18 protein-coding genes and 1 pseudogene are annotated in these 18,755 nt (G+C 35.7%); 10 read left to right on the top strand and 9 right to left on the bottom strand.

Annotated features, from left to right (window positions below; genetic code table 11):
* The 5 genes from J3U24_RS11275 to ubiA all read left to right on the top strand — a co-directional run bounded on the left by J3U24_RS11275 (position 1) and on the right by ubiA (position 5,550).
* Positions 1 to 2,451 carry a DMSO/selenate family reductase complex A subunit gene (locus tag J3U24_RS11275; protein ID WP_267337246.1) on the top strand — a complete coding sequence of 817 codons (2,451 nt, stop codon included), beginning with the start codon at positions 1 to 3 and terminating at the stop codon, positions 2,449 to 2,451.
* A gap of 21 nt (positions 2,452 to 2,472) precedes the next feature.
* Positions 2,473 to 3,087, top strand: a complete 615-nt coding sequence (locus J3U24_RS11270) for a DMSO/selenate family reductase complex B subunit (protein WP_267338058.1) — start codon at positions 2,473 to 2,475, stop codon at positions 3,085 to 3,087.
* 1 nt (position 3,088) lies between these two features.
* Entirely contained in the window at positions 3,089 to 3,928 is an 840-nt protein-coding gene (locus J3U24_RS11265; RefSeq protein ID WP_267337247.1) for a dimethyl sulfoxide reductase anchor subunit family protein, read from the top strand.
* Positions 3,929 to 3,963: 35 nt separating this feature from the next.
* Positions 3,964 to 4,539 carry a TorD/DmsD family molecular chaperone gene (locus J3U24_RS11260; RefSeq protein WP_065733715.1) on the top strand — a complete coding sequence of 192 codons (576 nt, stop codon included), beginning with the start codon at positions 3,964 to 3,966 and terminating at the stop codon, positions 4,537 to 4,539.
* 180 nt (positions 4,540 to 4,719) lie between these two features.
* Positions 4,720 to 5,550, top strand: a complete 831-nt coding sequence (ubiA, locus tag J3U24_RS11255) for a 4-hydroxybenzoate octaprenyltransferase (protein WP_065733716.1) — start codon at positions 4,720 to 4,722, stop codon at positions 5,548 to 5,550.
* 132 nt (positions 5,551 to 5,682) lie between these two features.
* On the opposite strand, the gene folP is transcribed toward ubiA, so the two are convergent.
* From folP to rlmE, 3 genes and pseudogenes are all read right to left on the bottom strand, one after another.
* Entirely contained in the window at positions 5,683 to 6,519 is an 837-nt protein-coding gene (gene folP / locus J3U24_RS11250) for a dihydropteroate synthase (protein ID WP_065733717.1), read from the bottom strand.
* Positions 6,520 to 6,711: 192 nt separating this feature from the next.
* Positions 6,712 to 8,565: pseudogene (gene ftsH, locus J3U24_RS11245) on the bottom strand (ATP-dependent zinc metalloprotease FtsH); the annotation flags it as partial.
* 75 nt (positions 8,566 to 8,640) lie between these two features.
* Complete coding sequence (gene rlmE / locus J3U24_RS11240; protein WP_065562809.1) at positions 8,641 to 9,267, bottom strand: 23S rRNA (uridine(2552)-2'-O)-methyltransferase RlmE; 627 nt, start codon at positions 9,265 to 9,267, stop codon at positions 8,641 to 8,643.
* Between the two features lie 98 nt (positions 9,268 to 9,365).
* On the opposite strand from rlmE, the gene yhbY reads away from it, so the two are divergent.
* Complete coding sequence (gene yhbY / locus J3U24_RS11235; RefSeq protein ID WP_065562810.1) at positions 9,366 to 9,659, top strand: ribosome assembly RNA-binding protein YhbY; 294 nt, start codon at positions 9,366 to 9,368, stop codon at positions 9,657 to 9,659.
* Positions 9,660 to 9,704: 45 nt separating this feature from the next.
* Here the strand turns inward: yhbY and greA are convergent, their stop codons facing one another.
* Positions 9,705 to 10,181, bottom strand: a complete 477-nt coding sequence (gene greA, locus J3U24_RS11230; RefSeq protein ID WP_065562811.1) for a transcription elongation factor GreA — start codon at positions 10,179 to 10,181, stop codon at positions 9,705 to 9,707.
* A 228-nt stretch (positions 10,182 to 10,409) separates the two neighbouring features.
* Between greA and J3U24_RS11225 the strand changes: the two genes are divergently transcribed.
* From J3U24_RS11225 to hslO, 3 genes are read left to right on the top strand one after another with little or no spacing between them, the layout of a single operon-like run.
* Positions 10,410 to 12,008 carry a hypothetical protein gene (locus tag J3U24_RS11225; protein WP_267337249.1) on the top strand — a complete coding sequence of 533 codons (1,599 nt, stop codon included), beginning with the start codon at positions 10,410 to 10,412 and terminating at the stop codon, positions 12,006 to 12,008.
* 59 nt (positions 12,009 to 12,067) lie between these two features.
* Positions 12,068 to 12,460: a ribosome-associated heat shock protein Hsp15 gene (hslR, locus tag J3U24_RS11220; RefSeq protein ID WP_065733720.1), complete on the top strand. Its 393-nt coding sequence runs from the start codon at positions 12,068 to 12,070 to the stop codon at positions 12,458 to 12,460.
* Positions 12,438 to 13,325 carry an Hsp33 family molecular chaperone HslO gene (gene hslO / locus J3U24_RS11215; RefSeq protein WP_416380477.1) on the top strand — a complete coding sequence of 296 codons (888 nt, stop codon included), beginning with the start codon at positions 12,438 to 12,440 and terminating at the stop codon, positions 13,323 to 13,325. Before hslR ends, hslO begins: the two co-directional genes overlap by 23 nt.
* A 211-nt stretch (positions 13,326 to 13,536) precedes the next feature.
* On the opposite strand, the gene tsaA is transcribed toward hslO, so the two are convergent.
* The 4 genes from tsaA to metN all read right to left on the bottom strand — a co-directional run bounded on the left by tsaA (position 13,537) and on the right by metN (position 17,041).
* On the bottom strand, positions 13,537 to 14,244 hold the full coding sequence (tsaA, locus tag J3U24_RS11210) for a tRNA (N6-threonylcarbamoyladenosine(37)-N6)-methyltransferase TrmO (protein WP_065562815.1): 708 nt from the start codon (positions 14,242 to 14,244) through the stop codon (positions 13,537 to 13,539).
* A 79-nt stretch (positions 14,245 to 14,323) separates the two neighbouring features.
* Positions 14,324 to 15,223 (bottom strand): methionine ABC transporter substrate-binding lipoprotein MetQ, encoded by a 900-nt coding sequence (metQ, locus tag J3U24_RS11205; protein ID WP_065733723.1) that lies wholly within the window; start codon positions 15,221 to 15,223, stop codon positions 14,324 to 14,326.
* 14 nt (positions 15,224 to 15,237) lie between these two features.
* The gene (locus J3U24_RS11200; protein ID WP_065562822.1) at positions 15,238 to 15,897 is read right to left on the bottom strand and encodes a methionine ABC transporter permease; all 660 of its coding nucleotides are present in this window, start codon (positions 15,895 to 15,897) and stop codon (positions 15,238 to 15,240) included.
* 112 nt (positions 15,898 to 16,009) lie between these two features.
* The gene (gene metN, locus J3U24_RS11195) at positions 16,010 to 17,041 is read right to left on the bottom strand and encodes a methionine ABC transporter ATP-binding protein MetN (RefSeq protein WP_267337251.1); all 1,032 of its coding nucleotides are present in this window, start codon (positions 17,039 to 17,041) and stop codon (positions 16,010 to 16,012) included.
* Positions 17,042 to 17,157: 116 nt separating this feature from the next.
* Here metN and gmhB point away from each other — a divergent pair, with 116 nt between their 5' ends.
* A complete protein-coding gene (gmhB, locus tag J3U24_RS11190; protein WP_065562818.1) occupies positions 17,158 to 17,694 on the top strand; it encodes a D-glycero-beta-D-manno-heptose 1,7-bisphosphate 7-phosphatase in 537 nt (178 codons plus the stop codon).
* Positions 17,695 to 17,730: 36 nt separating this feature from the next.
* Here the strand turns inward: gmhB and J3U24_RS11185 are convergent, their stop codons facing one another.
* Positions 17,731 to 18,450: a DUF4184 family protein gene (locus J3U24_RS11185; RefSeq protein WP_267337252.1), complete on the bottom strand. Its 720-nt coding sequence runs from the start codon at positions 18,448 to 18,450 to the stop codon at positions 17,731 to 17,733.
* Between the last annotated feature and the right edge of the window lie 305 nt (positions 18,451 to 18,755).

The raw sequence follows: 18,755 nt of genomic DNA, 5'->3' as shown, positions 1-18,755 counted from the left end.
ATGAGCAAGTCAGAAAACAAAATAACTCGGCGTGATTTTTTGCAAAAATCACTAGCAATTGGTGGTGTGGCAGCAGTAGCAAATAATTTGCAATTACCTTTTGCTTATGCAACATCTGAAACAAATCACGATAAAGCATTGATACCTAATCCCACTAATGATGAAAAGATTTTCTACAGCGCCTGTTTAGTGAATTGCGGTAGTCGCTGCCCACTAAAAGTCCATGTTAAAAACGATATTATTACTAAAATCTCATCTGAAGACGGTATTAATGATCCTATCTTCGGTCAACATCAAATTCGCCCATGTTTGCGGGGACGAGCGGTACGCTGGCGAACTTACGATCCGGAGCGTTTAAAATACCCTATGGTGCGAATAGGTAAGCGTGGTGAAGGTAAATTTAAACGTATTAGCTGGGATGAAGCAATAACTTTATTGGCAGATAAACTTAAATACACCATTAATCGTTATGGCAATGAAGCTATTTATTGTCAATATGGAACAGGTACCACCGGCGCAAATATCGCCGGACGCAGTGCTTGTAGACGGTTTTTAAGTACTATCGGTGGTTATCTAAATTATCATGGCGATTACTCAAGTGGACAGATAACTGCTATTAAGCCTTATATTTATGGCAATGCTAAAGAGTCGCTCATTGATCAAATTAAACATTCAGATTTAGTTGTTATGTTTGGACATAATGTTGCAGAAACGCGAATGTCAGGCGGTGGGCAAGTAACGGAACTGTTTCATGCGTTAGCGCAAAGTAAAGCCAGAGTGATTATTATCGATCCTAGGCGTAGCGAAAGTGTAGTTGGCTATAATGCCGAGTGGATCCCGATTATTCCCGGTACCGATGCGGCGTTAGTTGCCGCAATTGGCTATGCTTTACTGGAAGAAGATAAAATTGATGAGGCAATGCTTAATCAATATTGTGTGGGTTGGAATGCTGACTCATTGCCGGATAGTGCACCCCCTTTTAGTGATTATAAATCTTATATTTTAGGTTTAGGTGATGATAGAACACCGAAAACGCCGGAGTGGGCAGCAAAAAAAACCGGTATCCCCGCTAAACAAATTCGTAAACTTGCCTTAGATATTGTCAACGCTAAAGCAGCATGGATTTCGCAAGGCTGGGGAGCACAACGTTGGCAAAATGGTGAGCATACTACAAGAGCAATTATGATATTGCCTATTATCACTGGTCAATTTGGTAAACCGGGCACCAATATTGGTACTTGGGGCGGAAGCGTGACTTATCCGGTTCCGGGTCTGAATTTATTAAATCCGATTAAAACCAGTATTCCATTTTTTTTATGGACTAAAGCGATCGAATCACCGCAGAGCATGACCGCGAAGAATGCTTATATACTTGGTAAAGATAAATTGGATGTCGGTATCAAGTTTATCTGGAGTTACGCCAGTAATGTAATTGGTAATCAGCATGCCGATCTCAATCGAACGCACCAAATTTTACAAGATGAATCTCAATGCGAATTTATCTTAGTGTGGGATACTCACATGACCGCATCAGCACGCTATGCTGATCTGTTATTACCGGATGTATCATCTGTGGAAAGTAATGATTTAATTAATAATTCTTATGCATCCGGTGCTTACCATTATGTTATTCGTATGCAACGGGCTATTAAGCCGCTTTGGGAAAATCGATCGTCTTATGATGTGTTAACTGAGTTATCAGAAAAAATGGGCGTTAAAGATAAATTTACTGAAGGGCGAACGCAAGATGAGTGGATAGCGTATAGCTATGAAAGAATGCGCAAGCAAAATCCTGATTTACCGCCTTTTGCTGACACTGACGGTAAGGGTATTGTCGATCGTAAATTAGCGGATAGTGATGCGCAAATTGCCTTAAAAGCATTCCGGGATGATCCGATTAATCAGCCATTAAATACCCCGTCTGGCAAAATTGAAATTTATTCAGAAGCGCTGGCAAAAATAGCGGGTGAATGGGAGATTGAGCCGGACGATAAACTCTACCCAATTCCTGCTTATTTGCCTGCTATTGAAGGGAGTGAGGATCAACAAAAACGCGATAAATATCCGCTGCAAATGATTGGATTTCATATTAAAGGGCATTGTCACTCCTCTTATAGTAATCTTCCCCAACTACGAGAAGCTGTTGCCAGTAGTGTTTGGATTAATCCAATTGATGCTGAACAAAGACAAATTAAGCATGGGCAATTAGTTGAAGTATTTAATGATCGTGGTCGGCTTTATATTCCAGCTAAAGTTACGCCTCGTATATTACCGGGCGTGATCGCTATACCTCAAGGGCTATGGGCAAAAACTAATGCGGCTGGCGTGGATATTGGTGGTTGTATTAATCGCTTAACCTCATTGCGCCCGTCAGTGTTAGCGAAGTCAAATTCGCAGCATACTAATTTGGTTGAAATCAAACCATTATCAACTATGCCAGCGGCATCATAATTAAAAAGGGAGATGATTAAAATGCAATATGGATTCTTTATTGATTCTTCCAAATGTACCGGGTGTAAAACCTGTCAGTTGAGCTGTAAAGACGAAAAAGATAATGCGCTGGGCGTGCATTTTCGCCGAGTTTATGAGTATGGTGGTGGATCGTGGCAACAAGTGGACGGGATTTGGCAAAATGATACTTTTACTTATTATTTGTCAATCTCATGTAATCATTGTGAGCAACCAACTTGCGTGCAAGGTTGTCCAACTGGTGCGATGCATAAACGCCAACAAGACGGTTTAGTGGTTGTTAATCAAGATGTGTGTATTGGTTGCCGCTATTGCGAAATGCGCTGTCCATATGGTGCGCCACAGTTTGATCATCAAAAGCGGGTTATGTCAAAATGCGATGGTTGTTATGAGCGTGTAGCCGAAGGCTTAAAGCCTGTGTGCGTCGAATCTTGCCCACAGCGTGCTTTAGACTTTGACGAGATAGGGAAATTACGTGAGCGTCATGGTGATGAACGTAATATTGCCCCTTTGCCTAATGCAGAGTTGACTAAACCGAATATTGTTATCAAACCACATGCTTTGGCTAAAAGCTCAGGCGATACACAAGGAAAAGTGCTCAATCCGGAGGAGGTATAATATGCATGAATTACCATTGGTTTTTTTTACGGTATTTGGGCAATTATCTGCCGGAATGGTGCTGTTAAGCAGCTTATCTTGCTTAATGAATTGTTCACAAGCTAATCCCATTATTCGTCAAAAAATTAATCTGTTAGCACTGGTTTTTATGGCTATTGGTATGCTGCTTGCCTCATTCCATTTAGGGCACCCTTTGCGGGCGTTAAATGTGATCTATGGGATTGGACGTTCGCCGATGAGTAATGAGATTTTCACTTTTGGTGTGGTATTTGGTGTTACATTCGCCTCAGTATTAATCCACTACTTTTCTCTCAATCCGGATAGCCAAAAACTGAAATTGATTAAACCGCTTTGTTTAAAGATTAATCGCTTTCCCTATATCAACCAGCTGATAGCCATCATCTTAATCCTACTGAGTTTAGTTTTTGTGTGGACGATTGTTTTAACTTACATGCTACCAACAGTGAAAACATGGGATACCAACTATACTGCAATTCAAATGTATACAGCGATGCTGGCGTTGGGTGGAATTGCTAGTGCAATGCTTGGGTTATATCGTTTAGGCAATGCAGCTTTTATTATTGGTAGTGTATTGATTATATTATTAAAAATTCCCTATTATAATTTAATGACGACCATAAGCCCGGAGCTGGCTTGTGCGCAAGCAAGTTGGATGATTGCCGAGTGCATGTTAATCATAGTGGCACTACTATTGGTTGCTTTTAACATTAACCACGCCAAACATAATGCAATAATTTATCTTACTGCTTTTGCTTGTGTGTTTATTGCTGAAGTTTGTGGCCGTATTGCCTTTTATAATTTATGGATGATACCGCTATAATTAACAATATAACTGACCGACAACAAGTAATGTCAATGAATAAAGAGAAAAGATTCGATAATCTCACTTGTGCGACCCTAGCAAAAGTACTGGGTGCTTTTTTTTATTATCCGCCTAATAGTCAAACCGTTGAACCGTTGCTTGAGGCTCTATTGCATATTGACCAACTGGCGGATTGGCAAAATCCAGAGCTCATTAGCCAGCAATGCCAGATATTGGCAACGCAAATCAGCCATGCCGATCTGGATTATCAATTCTCGTTATTGTTTGAAGGGCAAGGCAAAATGCCGGCCCCGCCTTGGGGATCTGTTTATTTGGATCAAGAAAAACTATTAATGGGGGAATCGCAAGAGCGCTATCGTCAATTTTTACAGCAGCATGGTTTAACGCTTAATACCGGTATGAATGAGCCGGAAGATCAGTTTGGTTTAATGTTAATGGCTTATGCGATATTGCTGGAAAAACAAAAAACGCAAGCGGCGAATCAACTGATTGATGAACACTTAATGACTTGGTCATCAGCTTATCTAGATCAATTAAAACATAATCAAGTTAGCCAATTTTATCGGGCATTAGCCGTGATGGCAGAGCAGTATTTACTTTTGTTGTAACGCTTTATTACCACAATTAATCAATTTAGTTAGATTAACCGTTTTGGATATGACACGATATTAGGTAAATTGACTTGATTGATTACACATGTAGCAGCATCAAATAAAAACGGTATTTATCCGCATTGCAGCTTTAACAAGATCAGGTATAATCCGCCCATTATAATTGAGGATAGATATATGTTAGCTTATATAAAACTGATGCGGTTAGATAAACCAATCGGCATTTTACTGCTACTTTGGCCGACTTTGTCAGCAATATGGCTTGCTGATCCCTATCCAACTGAAAAACTGGTTTTGATATTTACGCTAGGTGTCATTGTTATGCGATCCGCCGGTTGTGTTGTGAATGATTATGCTGATCGCCATTTTGATGCGCATGTAGAGCGAACTCAAAGTCGTCCGTTAGTGCAGGGTGAATTAACAGCAAAGAATGCTAAATGGACATTATTGATATTATTATTAATGGCCGCTTGTCTATTATTATTTTTAAACGCTTTGTCGTGGTTGATTGCTGGCTTTGCATTGTTAACTGCGATGATTTATCCGTTTATGAAACGTTATACTTATTTTCCTCAAATAGTGTTGGGAATTGCATTTAGTTGGAGCATTCCAATGGTCTATGCGGCCACAATTGAACAGTTTCCGTTAACCTGTTGGTTATTGTGTTTGGCAAATATTTGTTGGACAGTTGCTTATGATACCGAATATGCCATGGTTGATCGAAATGATGATATCAAAATTGGCATTAAATCGACGGCTGTTTTGTTTGGTTACTATGATAAATTGTGGATAGGCATTCTACAGATAATAACATTGATTTGCTTGATAATTATTGGTCTCAATAATCATTTATCTTTTATTTATTATTGTGGATTATTGGTTGTGTCGTTACTGTTTATTTATCAACAATGGTTAATCAATGATCGTGATAGAACTCGATGCTTTAAAGCTTTTCAAAATAATAATTATGTTGGTTTTATGATGTTTCTAAGTATTTTTATTGTTTAAAAATTATTTGAAACAGTGATGCCAAAAATTGAAAATTCTCAAGCATAAAACAAAAAGGGATTTTTATAGTATTTGTCTAAAAATTCCCTTTTTAATAAAATAATGGCTTATTTTGTTAAAGTTAAAACGCGTTTATTCCTGTTCAGCTAAAGTGGCTTGCACAATTCGCAGTGCATCAAAGGTTTCTTTTACGTCATGAACTCGAATAATCTGCGCACCTTTCATGGCTGCAATTACTGCACAAGAAACGCTACCTAACATACGTTCTTTAGGCGAAACATTTAATACTTGTCCAATCATGGATTTGCGAGACATGCCAACTAATAGCGGTAAATGAAAGTGATGAAATTTTTCAAGTGTTGCTAGTAATCGATAATTGTGTGCCAATGTTTTACCAAACCCAAAACCCGGATCAAGAATAATTTTTTCTCGTTCAATTCCTGCGTTTATGCAACGATTGATATGTTGAGCAAAAAATTGATCAACTTCTTGATAGATGTCTTGTTGATAATGCGGAGCATTTTGCATAGTTTGGGGATCGCCTTGCATATGCATAATGCAAACCGGTAATCCTGTTTGAGCTGCGGCTTCGACTGCACCTGATTCAGTTAATGCTCGGATATCATTAATTAAATGTGCTCCTGCTTTTGCTGATTCAGTCATAACTTGAGGCTTAGAGGTATCAACGGAAATCCAAACATCAAAATAGCGAGCCACTTTTTCAACTAAAGGCACAACTCTATCTAATTCTTCTTCAACTGAGACGAAGGCTGCTCCAGGGCGAGTTGATTCGCCCCCTATATCAATAAATGTTGCGCCTGCTTGTATCATATTATCAACTCGACGCATGGCATCATCAAGATTGTTATAATTACCGCCATCAGAAAAAGAATCTGGCGTCATGTTTACGATACCCATTACCTGTGGAAAAGAGAGATCCATAATTTGATTGTTGAAACGAATTTCCATGATTATGCCTTATTTGAGTCATCTGCTTTTTGTTATCGCTAAGCTTTGTTATAAGCTAAACGATAGCAAAATCATTCAAGTTTATTACCTGTTTTGAAAATCACTTTTATTTTAGATTTATTTAAATTATCCGATAAAAAACGCGCCGTAGCGCGTTATAAAAATTAAAACAGATTAATCATCAGATTCAGGTGGTGTACCTTCATTCGGAACTTCTTGAGCTGCTATTTCATCACTGGCTGTCCAGCCTTCTGGTGGTGTGACTGGCTGGCGATTCATCAGTTCATCAATCTGTTGTTTATCAATTGTTTCATATTTCAGTAAAGCATCTTTCATTGCATGAAGAATATCAATATTTTCAGTTAGTGTTGTTTTAGCTCGTTGATAGTTTCGTTGAAGGATTGCATCAACTTCTTCATCAATAATTTTTGCTGTACCATCAGATATTTTTTTCATGATTCCATAAGAAGATTCTTCATATTCAAATAATGCAGGTGGTAAACGATCTGAGAAACCCCACTGTGTAACCATTGCTCTGGCTATGTTAGAAGCGTATCGTATATCACTAGATGCACCTGAGGTAATTTTATCTTCACCATAAATTAGGCCTTCGGCAATTCTTCCTGCATAAGCTGTAGATATTTTAGACTCTAACTGAGTACGACTTTGACTAATTTGATCGCCTTCTGGTAAGAAGAAGGCTACACCTAATGCCCCTCCTCGAGGAATAATAGTTACTTTATGAAGCGGATCATGATCTGGCATTAAATAACCTACAATTGCATGTCCCGCTTCATGATAAGCTGTATTGGTTAATTGCTCTTTTGTCATGGATAACGAACGACGTTGAGTACCCATATCGATTTTATCTTTGGCCTCTTCAAACTCATCCATCGTGACTAAACGTTTATTACGACGCGCGGCAAATAGCGCAGCTTCATTAACTAAATTAGCTAATTGAGCACCGGAATAATTTGGTGTTCCGCGAGCTAATACTGCTAGATTAACATCAGAACCTAAAGGCACTTTACGTACATGTACTGCCAGAATTTGTTCACGGCTTTTTAAGTCAGGTAAATCAATTTGAACTTGACGGTCAAAACGACCCGGACGAAGTAATGCAGGATCGAGAATGTCCGCACGGTTTGTTGCTGCAATAATGATAATACCACTGTTAGCTTCAAAGCCATCCATTTCAACTAACATTTGGTTTAGAGTTTGTTCGCGTTCATCATGTCCGCCCATTGAGCCGGCACCACGTTTTCGACCAACAGCATCAATTTCATCAATAAAGATAATACATGGTGAATGTTTACGGGCTTGTTCAAAGAGGTCACGTACACGTGATGCGCCAACACCGACAAACATTTCAACAAAATCTGAACCTGAAATACTAAAGAAAGGCACGTTTGCTTCACCCGCAATGGCTCTAGCTAATAATGTTTTACCCGTACCCGGAGGTCCTACCATTAAAATCCCCTTAGGAATACGACCGCCTAATTTTTGGTATTTACCAGGATCACGTAAAAAATCGACGACTTCTGTTACTTCTTGTTTAGCTTCTTCACTGCCTGCTACATCTGTAAATTTAGTCTTAACTTGGTCAGGCGTTAACATTTTGGCTTTACTTTTGCCTACCGACATTGGGCCACCTTTACCCCCGCCTTGCATTTGGCGCATAACAAAGAACCAAAAACCAAGTAATAAGATAATTGGAAACCAAGAAATCAAGATACTAACTAATAAGCTTGGTTTTTCATCTGGACTGCCGTAAACAGCAATATCATTAAGCACCAAGTTATCGACTAGTTTTTCATCAAGGTAAGGGATATAAGTAACATAATTACTACTACTTTTAGTTGTAGCAACAATTTCGCGACCATTAATATGTACTTCTTTGAGTTTGCCGCTCGTTACATCCGAATTAAATTTGGTATAATCGACTTGAGGACCGCTATTGGATAACGCGCTGAATTGGTTGAATACAGCAAACAATACTACCGCGATAACGCCCCAGATCAGTAAATTCTTTACCATGTCGTTCAAAAGAAAAACCTCTCATAAAATTAACAGTTACGACTAAAATTAACCAAGTATGGTACTACAAAATTGTACGGCTGGCTACTTCATCCCCATTGCTACAATATATACTTCTCGAGACCGTGCGCGCGAAGCTTCAGGCTTTCGAATTTTGACTGTTTTAAACAGCGATCTAACTGTTTTTAGATATTCTTCAAAGCCTTCGCCCTGGAATACTTTTACAATAAAACTCCCATTAGGTGCAAGAACGTCTTTACACATATCTAATGCAAGTTCAACTAAATACATAGCTCTTGGTATATCAACTGCAGGCTGTCCACTCATATTCGGAGCCATATCTGACATAACAACTTGTACTTTCTCTTCACCAACGCGCTCAAGTAAGGTATTTAATACGGCTTCATCCCTAAAGTCACCTTGCAAGAAATCAACGCCAACTATTGGATCCATCGGTAATAAATCACAAGCAATAATTCGTCCCTTATTACCGATGAGTGATGCAACATATTGTGACCATCCGCCCGGTGCTGCCCCTAAATCCACGACAGTAATTCCTGGTTTGAATAGTTTGTCACTTTTTTGTATTTCTTCTAATTTAAACCATGCTCTAGAACGCAGGCCTTTTTTTTGTGCTTGTTGTACAAAGCGATCTTTAAAATGTTCATTTAGCCAACGAGTAGAACTTGCTGAGCGTTTTTTGTTACTCACAGCGAATAAATCCTTAGTGTATAGAGGTTACTTCAATTGATTACAAATATATATAAGGGTAGAATAGCAAAATTGCAACTTAATGTGATAAAAAATTAATGAATTTATCGAATAAACAAAAACAGTACTTAAAAAGTGAAGCTCATCATTTAAAACCGATAGTGATGATTGGTGCTAATGGATTTACCGAAGGCGTTCTTGCCGAAATCGAAAATGCACTAAATTTCCATGAGTTAATTAAAATTAAAATCGCTGCCGAAGATCGTGAAACGAAAAAATTAATTTGTGAAGCTATTATCCGCGAAACAAATGCATTACCCGTTCAACAAGTCGGATCTATTTTTACGGTATTTAGACCTAGCGAAGATAAGAAAATTACTTTACCCAAATAAAAAAACAGGGCAATAGCCCTGTTTTTTTATTGCAGTTGAGTTTTATTAGATATACTCAACTTTAACAATATCAAATTCAACATTACCGCCTGGTGTTTTGATTTGGACGGTATCACCATCTTCTTTACCAATAAGACCTCGAGCGATAGGTGAGTTAACCGAAATTAAATTTTGTTTATAATCTGCTTCATCATCGCCAACAATTCGATAAGTTGTTTCTTCATCGGTATCGATATTAATTACAGTCACTGTGGCACCAAAAATTATGCGTCCAGTATTTTTTACTTTGGTAATATCAATAATTTGCGCTTGAGATAATTTGCCTTCGATTTCTTGAATACGACCTTCACAAAAACCTTGTTGTTCTCTTGCTGCATGATATTCCGCGTTTTCTTTTAAATCTCCGTGCGCTCTGGCTTCTGCAATAGCAGCAGTAATTTGAGGTCTTTTAATATTTTTAAGTTCTTCAAGTTCTGCTCGTAATAATTCGGCTCCCCTTACTGTCATTGGGATCTGTTTCATCTCGATTTTTTCCTGTTTATATGGTCAATAAAAAAGAATTTTTCACCTTAATCAAAGGATGAAGATTAATTCCGTGAATTTGTTATTCTAAAGTCATAATTGGCTATATATTAACGTTAAAACTAGTTTAACAACAAATCATTTATATTAAAATCAAGTGCTATTTTACCCAAAATCAGGTATTGTTATATAAATTTTAATCCATTTTTATTACTATACTGCTTATTTATGAGACGGTTACGATCTTGTTTAATTTTGCTCTTTTCGATTATCTGGTTGTTAATTGTAGTTAGTTATTTTGCCTTGCAAACCAATTATGGAGCAAAAGTACTGAGTCAACAATTATCAAAGCTTGGACCATACACTATTTCAATTGGTAAGATAAATCATTCATTAGCTAATTTTTATGAGTTAAGTATTGATAATTTATTGGTAATAAATGATAAGCAAGAAGTGACTAAAATTGGAAAGTTAACTATTGGTTTTGATAAGAAAAATTTATGGCAACTTCATCATTTTAATTATATTAATGTGATTGATGGTGAATTTAATGGTGTTGATATTACTAATTTTTCGGCTAATGTATTAAAGTTTTATAATTCTACAATAAATTTTTCGTTTAATGATGAGCAAGATTCTCTTTCTTTAAAAGGCGTTGATGGCCGCATTAAACCCTTTGATTTAAGTAGTAAAGAGCCATATCAATTTGATTTCACTTCACAAAAAGCATCATTTAATCAGATACCGATAAACAAAATATTGTTACAAGGATATTATCGTGATGGGGTTACAGCAATCACCAATTTAGGCGGTAATATGGATAATGGTTTTTTTGTTAGTAAATTAAAAGTATTAGCCGATGGTAGCTTAGATATAGCCCAATTAAGATTAAATAATATCCGTTTTCAACCAGATGATTATACTGAATTAAATAAGTATTTGCCTAAATTTCCAAAGTTTAGGTTAGAAGAACTTTTAATTTTAGACAGTAATATTCAATTACCTAATTTAATTATTGCTAAGGGAAATTTTGAAATAACCAATATTAGTTATGATAATCAGTGGAATCTGAATGAAACTTCCTTTATTTTTAATGCAGATAATGTGGTTTGGTTTGATCAAATATATTCTTCTTTATTGCTTCAATTGTCTTTTAAAGATAATGAAATAGATATCAAAAAAGCAGTTGCTCGATGGCATAACGGTGATGTTCATTTAGATGGTAGTTGGAAAAATAATTCATTACATTTGAATAAGTTATTGTTGACAGGCATCAGTTATGAATTATCTGATGAAGCAAAACAACCGTTATTACCAGATATATTTAATCGTGTTGACGTTGATCAGTTAATCATATTGCAAAGTATGTTAACCAGCATTAAATCTGATTATCCTTTTAACATTGCAAACTTTGATGTTTCGGGGAAAAATGTGAGCTTAGTTGAAGACAACAAATTTGGGTTATATTCGGGCTCACTATTTCTTAAAGCTAATAATGCTTCAGTTAATAAAGTAAGTATTAAATATCCTAGTGTGTCGGTAGATATTGATCCTCAGCATCGCACATTATTAAGTTTTAATGCATTAGTTAATGGCGGAATAATTGACTCAACTGCAATAATTAATCCTTTGCATTCTGAATTTGAATCATTCCACCTCATTAGCAAAGGTACCACAAGTGAACTGCTTAATCGATGGAAGTTAGTACAGAATCCTCCAGAGTCGTTAAATTATCGAGCTGATTTGCGCGGTAAGATAGCTCCATTTAGTTTATCTGGAGTTTTTTCGACAGGTGGCAATGATTATTCAATCCATTCACAACATTGATTTTAATAAAACGATACTTATATTAGTTGTAAATGTATTAAGTCTTAAACGAGGAAACAATGCATCTCGTCAGATTAGATAAATGGTTATGGGCCGCGCGGTTTTATAAAACGCGTTCCATTGCTCGTGAAATGATTGAAGGTGGAAAAGTTCATTATAATGGCCAACGAGCAAAGCCAAGCAAAATAGTTGAAGTTGGGGCGATGATAGTGCTTAGGCAAGGTAATGAGCAAAAGACAATTCGAGTTTTAGCCATTAATGACCAGCGTAGAACCGCAAGAGAAGCTGAATATCTTTACCAAGAAACCCCAGAGAGCATTGAAAAACGTGAAAATATTGCTCAGGCAAGAAAACTTAATGCATTAGCCATGCCGCATCCGGACCGGCGACCTGATAAAAAAGAGCGGCGTACATTAATTAAATTTAAATATGAAAGACAACAAGGCAATTAATATGGATACTTTAAATCGGTTTTTATTTGATAATCATCCTGTTCGAGGGGAAATCACGCGACTTGAAAAAACATACCAATCTATTTTAGAAAACCATAATTATCCTATTCCAGTACAGAATTTATTAGGTGAATTATTAGTAGCCACCAGTTTATTAACCGCTACATTGAAATTCGATGGTGATATTGCTGTGCAATTACAGGGGGATGGGCCATTAACATTAGCAGTGGTAAATGGCAATAATCTACAAGAATTACGTGGTGTTGCGCGAGTAAATGGTGAAATTGCCGATAATGCTACTCTTAGGGAGATGGTTGGCAACGGTTACATTGTAATTACCATCACGCCTAAAAAAGGCGAACGTTATCAAGGCATCGTTGGATTAGAAAAAGAAACGCTAACTGGCTGTATTGAAAATTATTTTATGCAGTCTGAACAACTGCCAACTCGTTTATTCGTTAAAACTGGAGTGCATAATAACACACCGATGGCTGCAGGGATTTTATTGCAAGTGTTACCTGCAAATGAAAATACTCAAGAGTCATTTGAGCTTCTAAGCACATTAACTGAAACCATCACTAGCCAAGAGATGTTTCAACTTCCTACTGATGAAATTTTATATCGTCTTTATAATCAAGAAGAAGTTCGCTTATTTGAAACTCAACAAATTGTATTTAAATGTGGTTGTTCACGACAACGTTGTGAAGATAGTTTAATGACATTACCAGCCAAGGAAATTGATGAGATTCTTAATGAAGACGATGGCAAAATTGACATTCATTGTGATTATTGTGGAAAACATTATCTGTTTGATGCGATAGATATTGCTGAATTGAGAAATAAGAAAAATAACAATTATCATTGATGCAAATAAAAGGTGCCACTAAAATTATTAAAACTTTAGTGGCAAAGTGAAATATAGGGAATTAAACCCTCATTTAATTTAGCAGAATTAAGCTTTCTTACCAACCTATATTATCGGTATTATGTAATTCTTTTGTAAAGAATTTTTACAAAAAAAATATTTAATTACATATCTCATTGTTTTGTAAATTTATCGTTTAAATAAATTAACATTACCGTTCAATAATATGTATATTTTCAATAACGGCTAAGCAGCCTATCACCTTCCATTTAATATTAAAATGATATAGTGAGATTGCATAAGTTTGCTCATGGTTGTTTTTTTGTTTATAAGCTGGTCTTGGATCTTGAGATATTACTTGTTCAATTAATTCGGTTAGTTGTGGATAATCTTGTTGGGATTCAATAAATAATTTAGCGTTAGCTGAGAATGAAACTTCAAGTTTCTGTTCAGGAAGCATTTGAGCGTAACCCGCTTTCGCATCAGGATGGCTATCACAGTAAGGTAAGTAGGGTTTTATATCAATTATAGGTGTGCCATCTACGAGATCTAATCCCCCTAACTTCAAAATCACCTGATTTTTTTCAACAATAATATCTATTAATTCAACAACTGAAAGACCAATATTATTAGGTCTATATGGAGATCTTGTTGCAAATACGCCTAAACTTTTGTTTCCTCCTAAACGAGGTGGACGTACCGTTAATCTCCTTTTGGTTGGCTCAATATGGTGGAAATGAAATAAAAGCCATAGATGAGAAAACTGTTCTAATCCTTTGACACTGATAGGATTGTTATATGGTGTAAGTAAATGTAGTTCACCTTGAGCAGCTTTGACCAGATTGGGTTGACGAGGCACTGCAAATTTTTCAACATAAGGTGACTGGATGATACCAATTGGTTCAAATTGATATGTCATTGTTGATTCTTTATTTAATTATTTTAATGATTTCCGTCGACGAATGCCGACGGAATATAATAAATTATAGCTTGCTAATTTACCAACCACGAATTGCGCCACCATTAAAAATTTGGTCAGCTTTTTGCGCTACTGCATCAGTTTGGTAAGCTTTAACAAAGTTTTTTACATTTTCATTATCTTTATCCGCTTCACGCGATACGATAATGTTAACATATGGAGACTCTTTATCTTCAACAAAAATACCATCTTTGCTTGGTGTTAAATTTGCTTGTCCAGCAAATGCATTGTTAATAATAGCAAGATCGACTTGCGAATCATCTAGCGAACGAGGTAGCATCGGAGCTTCTAGTTCGATAATTTTATATTCATATGGGTTACTTGTGATATCAAGTACAGTTGGCAATAAACCTTTTGTCTTATCAACAGTAATTAAACCTTCATGTTGTAATAAAAGTAATGCACGACCTAAATTTGTAGGATCATTAGGAATGGCAATTGTTGATTTAGCTGGAATAAAGAACGTTTCGCCTCGAGGTGAGGTTACTTTTACACCTTCCCCAGTTTCACTGTTATTCTCAATCGGTTTTAATTTGTGTGAGTAACTTGCAATAGGGTAAACAAATGAGTTACCAACAACAGTTAATTTATAACCTCTTTCTTTGATTTGTTCATCTAAATATGGTTTATGTTGAAAAGCGTTAATATCAATTAATCCATCATTTAATGCTTGATTTGGAGTAACGTAATCATTAAAAATCACAAGTTCAACATCAAGATTATAAAGGCTTTTAGCTTGTTGTTTGGCTACTTCTGCTACTTCTTGTTCAGGACCTGAAATTACACCAACTTTAATTGTACTTACTTTTGCTGGTTCTGCTGGTTTGTTATCAGTTACAGACGATTGTTTATTATCACAACCTGTTAAAAAAAATGCACTTACCAAAGTAGTGGCTAGCGCTAGCTGTTTAATTGACATAATTTTCTCCAAAATTAATGATGAGTAACATACCTTACAATCCTATTGCCAATAGCTTGGATTAGGAATACTAATATAACTAATAAAATAACAACTGTATTCATTATAGCGGGTTTGTAACTATTATAGCCATATTGAATAGCCAATTGTCCTAAGCCTCCAGCTCCAACAGCTCCACTGAGTGCAATATAGCCTGTTAATGTTATCAGTGTTATTGTCATGCTATTAATAATAATAGGTAGAGATTCAGGAATAAGAACTTTATATATAATCTGTAATGGTGTGGCTCCCATTGAACGAGCAGCTTCAATTAAACCTTTAGGAATATCCAGTAAAGCATTTTCAATCATTTTTGCAATTAAAGGCGCAACACCTACACTAAGCGGAACAATAACACCTTGTCTACCTAAAAAGGTGGCTTGGCCGGTTATAATGTCCATTACTTCTACTGTGAAAGGTTTTATCCATAAAATTAATATAATAAAAGGAATTGCTCGAAATATATTTGTGAGAAAAGAGAATGTAAAATTTACAATGTCATTTTCAAGTATGTTTCCTTTTCGGGTGACATACAACAATATACCTAATGGTAATCCAATTAACGTTCCATAAAAACCTGATAACAACACCATATAAATAGTATCATCGGTTGCTTGTGCCATTTTGAATAGCATTGCTTCACTAAAACCATTAAATGAAGAACAAAATGTAACAAAATCTTCCCAGAAACCATGTTGAGCTAAATAGCGAAAAATCGATTCAAATGGTTTAAATGAAGGAATAAAATCAAACATAGCCTAAAACCTCAACTTTAGTATTATTTTTTTCTAGAAACGCAATTGCTGATGCAGTACTTTTCTGTTTTCCTTTCATTTCAGTTAACATCAAACCAAATTTAACGCCACCCGCATAATCCATCTGAGCGCTGATAATATTACTATCAACTTCGAATTCTTTAGCTATTTGAGACAGTAAAGGTAAATCTACCGATACACCAGAAAATTCTAAACGAACAAGTGGATTAAGTCCGTCTTTATGTACTGGTGTTAGTCTAGCCAAATAATCATCTGGAATAGTAAGGTGTAATGTTGATTGAATGAATTGCCTTGCAATATCTGTTTTAGCATGCGAAAACATTTCACCGACTGAAGATTGTTCAACTAATTCTCCGTTACTAATAACTGCTACTTGGTCGCAAATCTGTTTAACAACATCCATTTCATGAGTGATTAATAAAATGGTTAAACCTAGTTTTTGGTTGATATCTTTTAATAATGCTAAAATAGAACGTGTTGTTTCAGGGTCAAGGGCACTGGTTGCTTCATCACATAATAATACTTTAGGATCACTTGCTAACGCTCTAGCAATAGCGACGCGTTGTTTTTGTCCACCCGATAAATTAGCTGGATAGACATCAGCCTTTTCACTTAAACCTACAAGTTCAATAAGCTCATTTACTTTTTGCTTGATTACCTTTTTAGGTGTTTTATTTAGTTCAAGTGGAAAAGCAATGTTATCGAATACAGTTCTAGATGATAACAAATTAAAATGCTGAAAAATCATGCTAATCTTTCGGCGTACTTCAATTAATTTTCGATTAGATAAATGGGTGATATCTTGGTTGTCAAAAAATATTTTTCCACTGGTTGGTTTTTCTAATAGATTGACACAACGTATTAATGTGCTTTTACCTGCGCCTGACTTACCAATAACACCATAAATTTTACCTTGAGGAACATTTAATGAAATGTCCTTTAAAGCATGGATAGTGGTTTTATTGTGCTCAAAATTTTTTGAGATGTGTTCAAGTTTTATCATGATATATACTAATAAAAAGGAATGGATAAATATTAAGACGTCTAGACATCTATGTCAATCGATAATATCCTATATAAAGCTAGATAGACACCTCTATAAAAGGAAGATGATTAAACATGAAGCCTGCTATATTTTTAGATCGAGATGGTACAATTAATATAGATTACAATTATGTACACACTATTGATAAATTCCACTTTATTGATGGTGTAATTGATGCAATGCGAGAACTCAAAGAAATGGGTTTTTTACTTGTTATTACAACTAACCAATCTGGTATTGCGAGAAACATATTTACTGACGAGCAATTCAATACCTTAACAGAATGGATGGATTGGTCACTACAAGACCGAGGTGTTGATATTGATGGTGTTTATTATTGCCCACATGATCCTCTGGTTGATGACTGTGAATGTCGAAAACCAAATCCCGGTATGATACAAACAGCAGCGAAAGAGTTAAAAATTGATATTGCCAACTCTTATATGGTCGGTGACCGAGTGTCTGATTTATTGTCGGGGAAAAAGGCCGGAGTTAAAAAAACGGTTTTGGTGAAAACCGGTGATGCCATTACTGAAGAAGCATTAGCGCAAGCTGATTGGGTAATTGATAGCTTGGCGGATTTACCCAATAAAATAAAAGCAGAGTCATAATTTTCTAAAAATACTATTGTTATACGGCATTTAAAATTAGTGCCGTATAATTTTCACGATAAGAGGTGATAATATTAACCCCAAAAATAGTGCATTAATAAAGTTCACCACACTTTGACCAAAGGTATGAATAGTATTGGCGAAAAAAAGAGAAAAACAACTTAAAAAAATCAAAAACACTGTCCCCCAATATAGAAAGCTAATTTTATTTGTCTTATCAACCAAGATCGGTAATCTGAAAATAAAGAGACATATTAAACTAAATCCTATCAAAGTACTTCCATGTTGGAGTAATTGGTAGATAGGAATATTAATATTTTTTAATGAAATTGTCTGTTGTAAAAAAGGTAGGTGCTGTACAAAAAAGCCCGTTAAGTGGGTAAAACTATCCCAACCTAAATGAGATAGTGCGCCAATTAATGCAGAAGTTATGACAATAAACCAGTGATGGTAGCAATATTCACTCCAATTAAAATTTAGATAATGAGCAAATCGTTTATAAAGAAAATGGGGCAAATTCTTGATCAATTCATTACGAATAATAAAGTGAAAGATAAAAGCAACCATTAATGTTATTGGTAGATCAAAATAAAAGATACCTAATAAAGTATGGCTCATATCACTTTTTATTTTCATTCTAAGAAAATATTCAAAGTCAGGTGACATACTACCTATAATTAAGGTTGTCATGGAAAAAAATTTAGGCTTTTTGTAAAAAGGTAAAACAATTGCTGGATGTGCAAAAGTGAAAGGCATAAAAAATCCACTTAAAAAGTTAGACTGAAATAGAAAAAAAGCAATTATATAATCAATAGTAAATTAAAGAAAGTTTGTAAAATTTGTATAAAATTAGTTTATTTTCACAGCGTCATGTGTAAAAAAAACACAAACGGAAATAAATTTGCAATAATCGCTTGCATGATTTTTCTAAGGCTCTATAATGCGCATCCACTGACACGGCGTCAGCGAAAGCAGACGATAATGAAGTTGGTGAACAAGATCAAATTTTTTAAAAAAAGATCTTGACGAATAAAAAGGTGTAGCGTAGTATACGCAGCCCT

It is taken from the genome of Gilliamella sp. B2785 (assembly GCF_026537005.1).
Taxonomy (GTDB): domain Bacteria; phylum Pseudomonadota; class Gammaproteobacteria; order Enterobacterales; family Orbaceae; genus Gilliamella; species Gilliamella apicola_E.
The sequence above is the reverse complement of the archived record's forward strand: the minus strand, read 5'-3'. Positions and strand labels throughout refer to the sequence as shown.

Bases quoted from the DNA above. Each gene is read 5' to 3' on its own strand.
- J3U24_RS11275 (WP_267337246.1), top strand. From the start codon at position 1: ATGAGCAAGTCAGAAAACAAAATAACTCGGCGTGATTTTTTGCAAAAA.
- J3U24_RS11270 (WP_267338058.1), top strand. From the start codon at position 2,473: ATGCAATATGGATTCTTTATTGATTCTTCCAAATGTACCGGGTGTAAA.
- J3U24_RS11265 (WP_267337247.1), top strand. From the start codon at position 3,089: ATGCATGAATTACCATTGGTTTTTTTTACGGTATTTGGGCAATTATCT.
- J3U24_RS11260 (WP_065733715.1), top strand. From the start codon at position 3,964: ATGAATAAAGAGAAAAGATTCGATAATCTCACTTGTGCGACCCTAGCA.
- ubiA (WP_065733716.1), top strand. From the start codon at position 4,720: ATGTTAGCTTATATAAAACTGATGCGGTTAGATAAACCAATCGGCATT.
- folP (WP_065733717.1), bottom strand. From the start codon at position 6,519: ATGGAAATTCGTTTCAACAATCAAATTATGGATCTCTCTTTTCCACAG.
- yhbY (WP_065562810.1), top strand. From the start codon at position 9,366: ATGAATTTATCGAATAAACAAAAACAGTACTTAAAAAGTGAAGCTCAT.
- greA (WP_065562811.1), bottom strand. From the start codon at position 10,181: ATGAAACAGATCCCAATGACAGTAAGGGGAGCCGAATTATTACGAGCA.
- J3U24_RS11225 (WP_267337249.1), top strand. From the start codon at position 10,410: ATGAGACGGTTACGATCTTGTTTAATTTTGCTCTTTTCGATTATCTGG.
- hslR (WP_065733720.1), top strand. From the start codon at position 12,068: ATGCATCTCGTCAGATTAGATAAATGGTTATGGGCCGCGCGGTTTTAT.
- hslO (WP_416380477.1), top strand. From the start codon at position 12,438: ATGAAAGACAACAAGGCAATTAATATGGATACTTTAAATCGGTTTTTA.
- tsaA (WP_065562815.1), bottom strand. From the start codon at position 14,244: ATGACATATCAATTTGAACCAATTGGTATCATCCAGTCACCTTATGTT.
- metQ (WP_065733723.1), bottom strand. From the start codon at position 15,223: ATGTCAATTAAACAGCTAGCGCTAGCCACTACTTTGGTAAGTGCATTT.
- J3U24_RS11200 (WP_065562822.1), bottom strand. From the start codon at position 15,897: ATGCTATTCAAAATGGCACAAGCAACCGATGATACTATTTATATGGTG.
- metN (WP_267337251.1), bottom strand. From the start codon at position 17,041: ATGATAAAACTTGAACACATCTCAAAAAATTTTGAGCACAATAAAACC.
- gmhB (WP_065562818.1), top strand. From the start codon at position 17,158: ATGAAGCCTGCTATATTTTTAGATCGAGATGGTACAATTAATATAGAT.
- J3U24_RS11185 (WP_267337252.1), bottom strand. From the start codon at position 18,450: ATGCCTTTCACTTTTGCACATCCAGCAATTGTTTTACCTTTTTACAAA.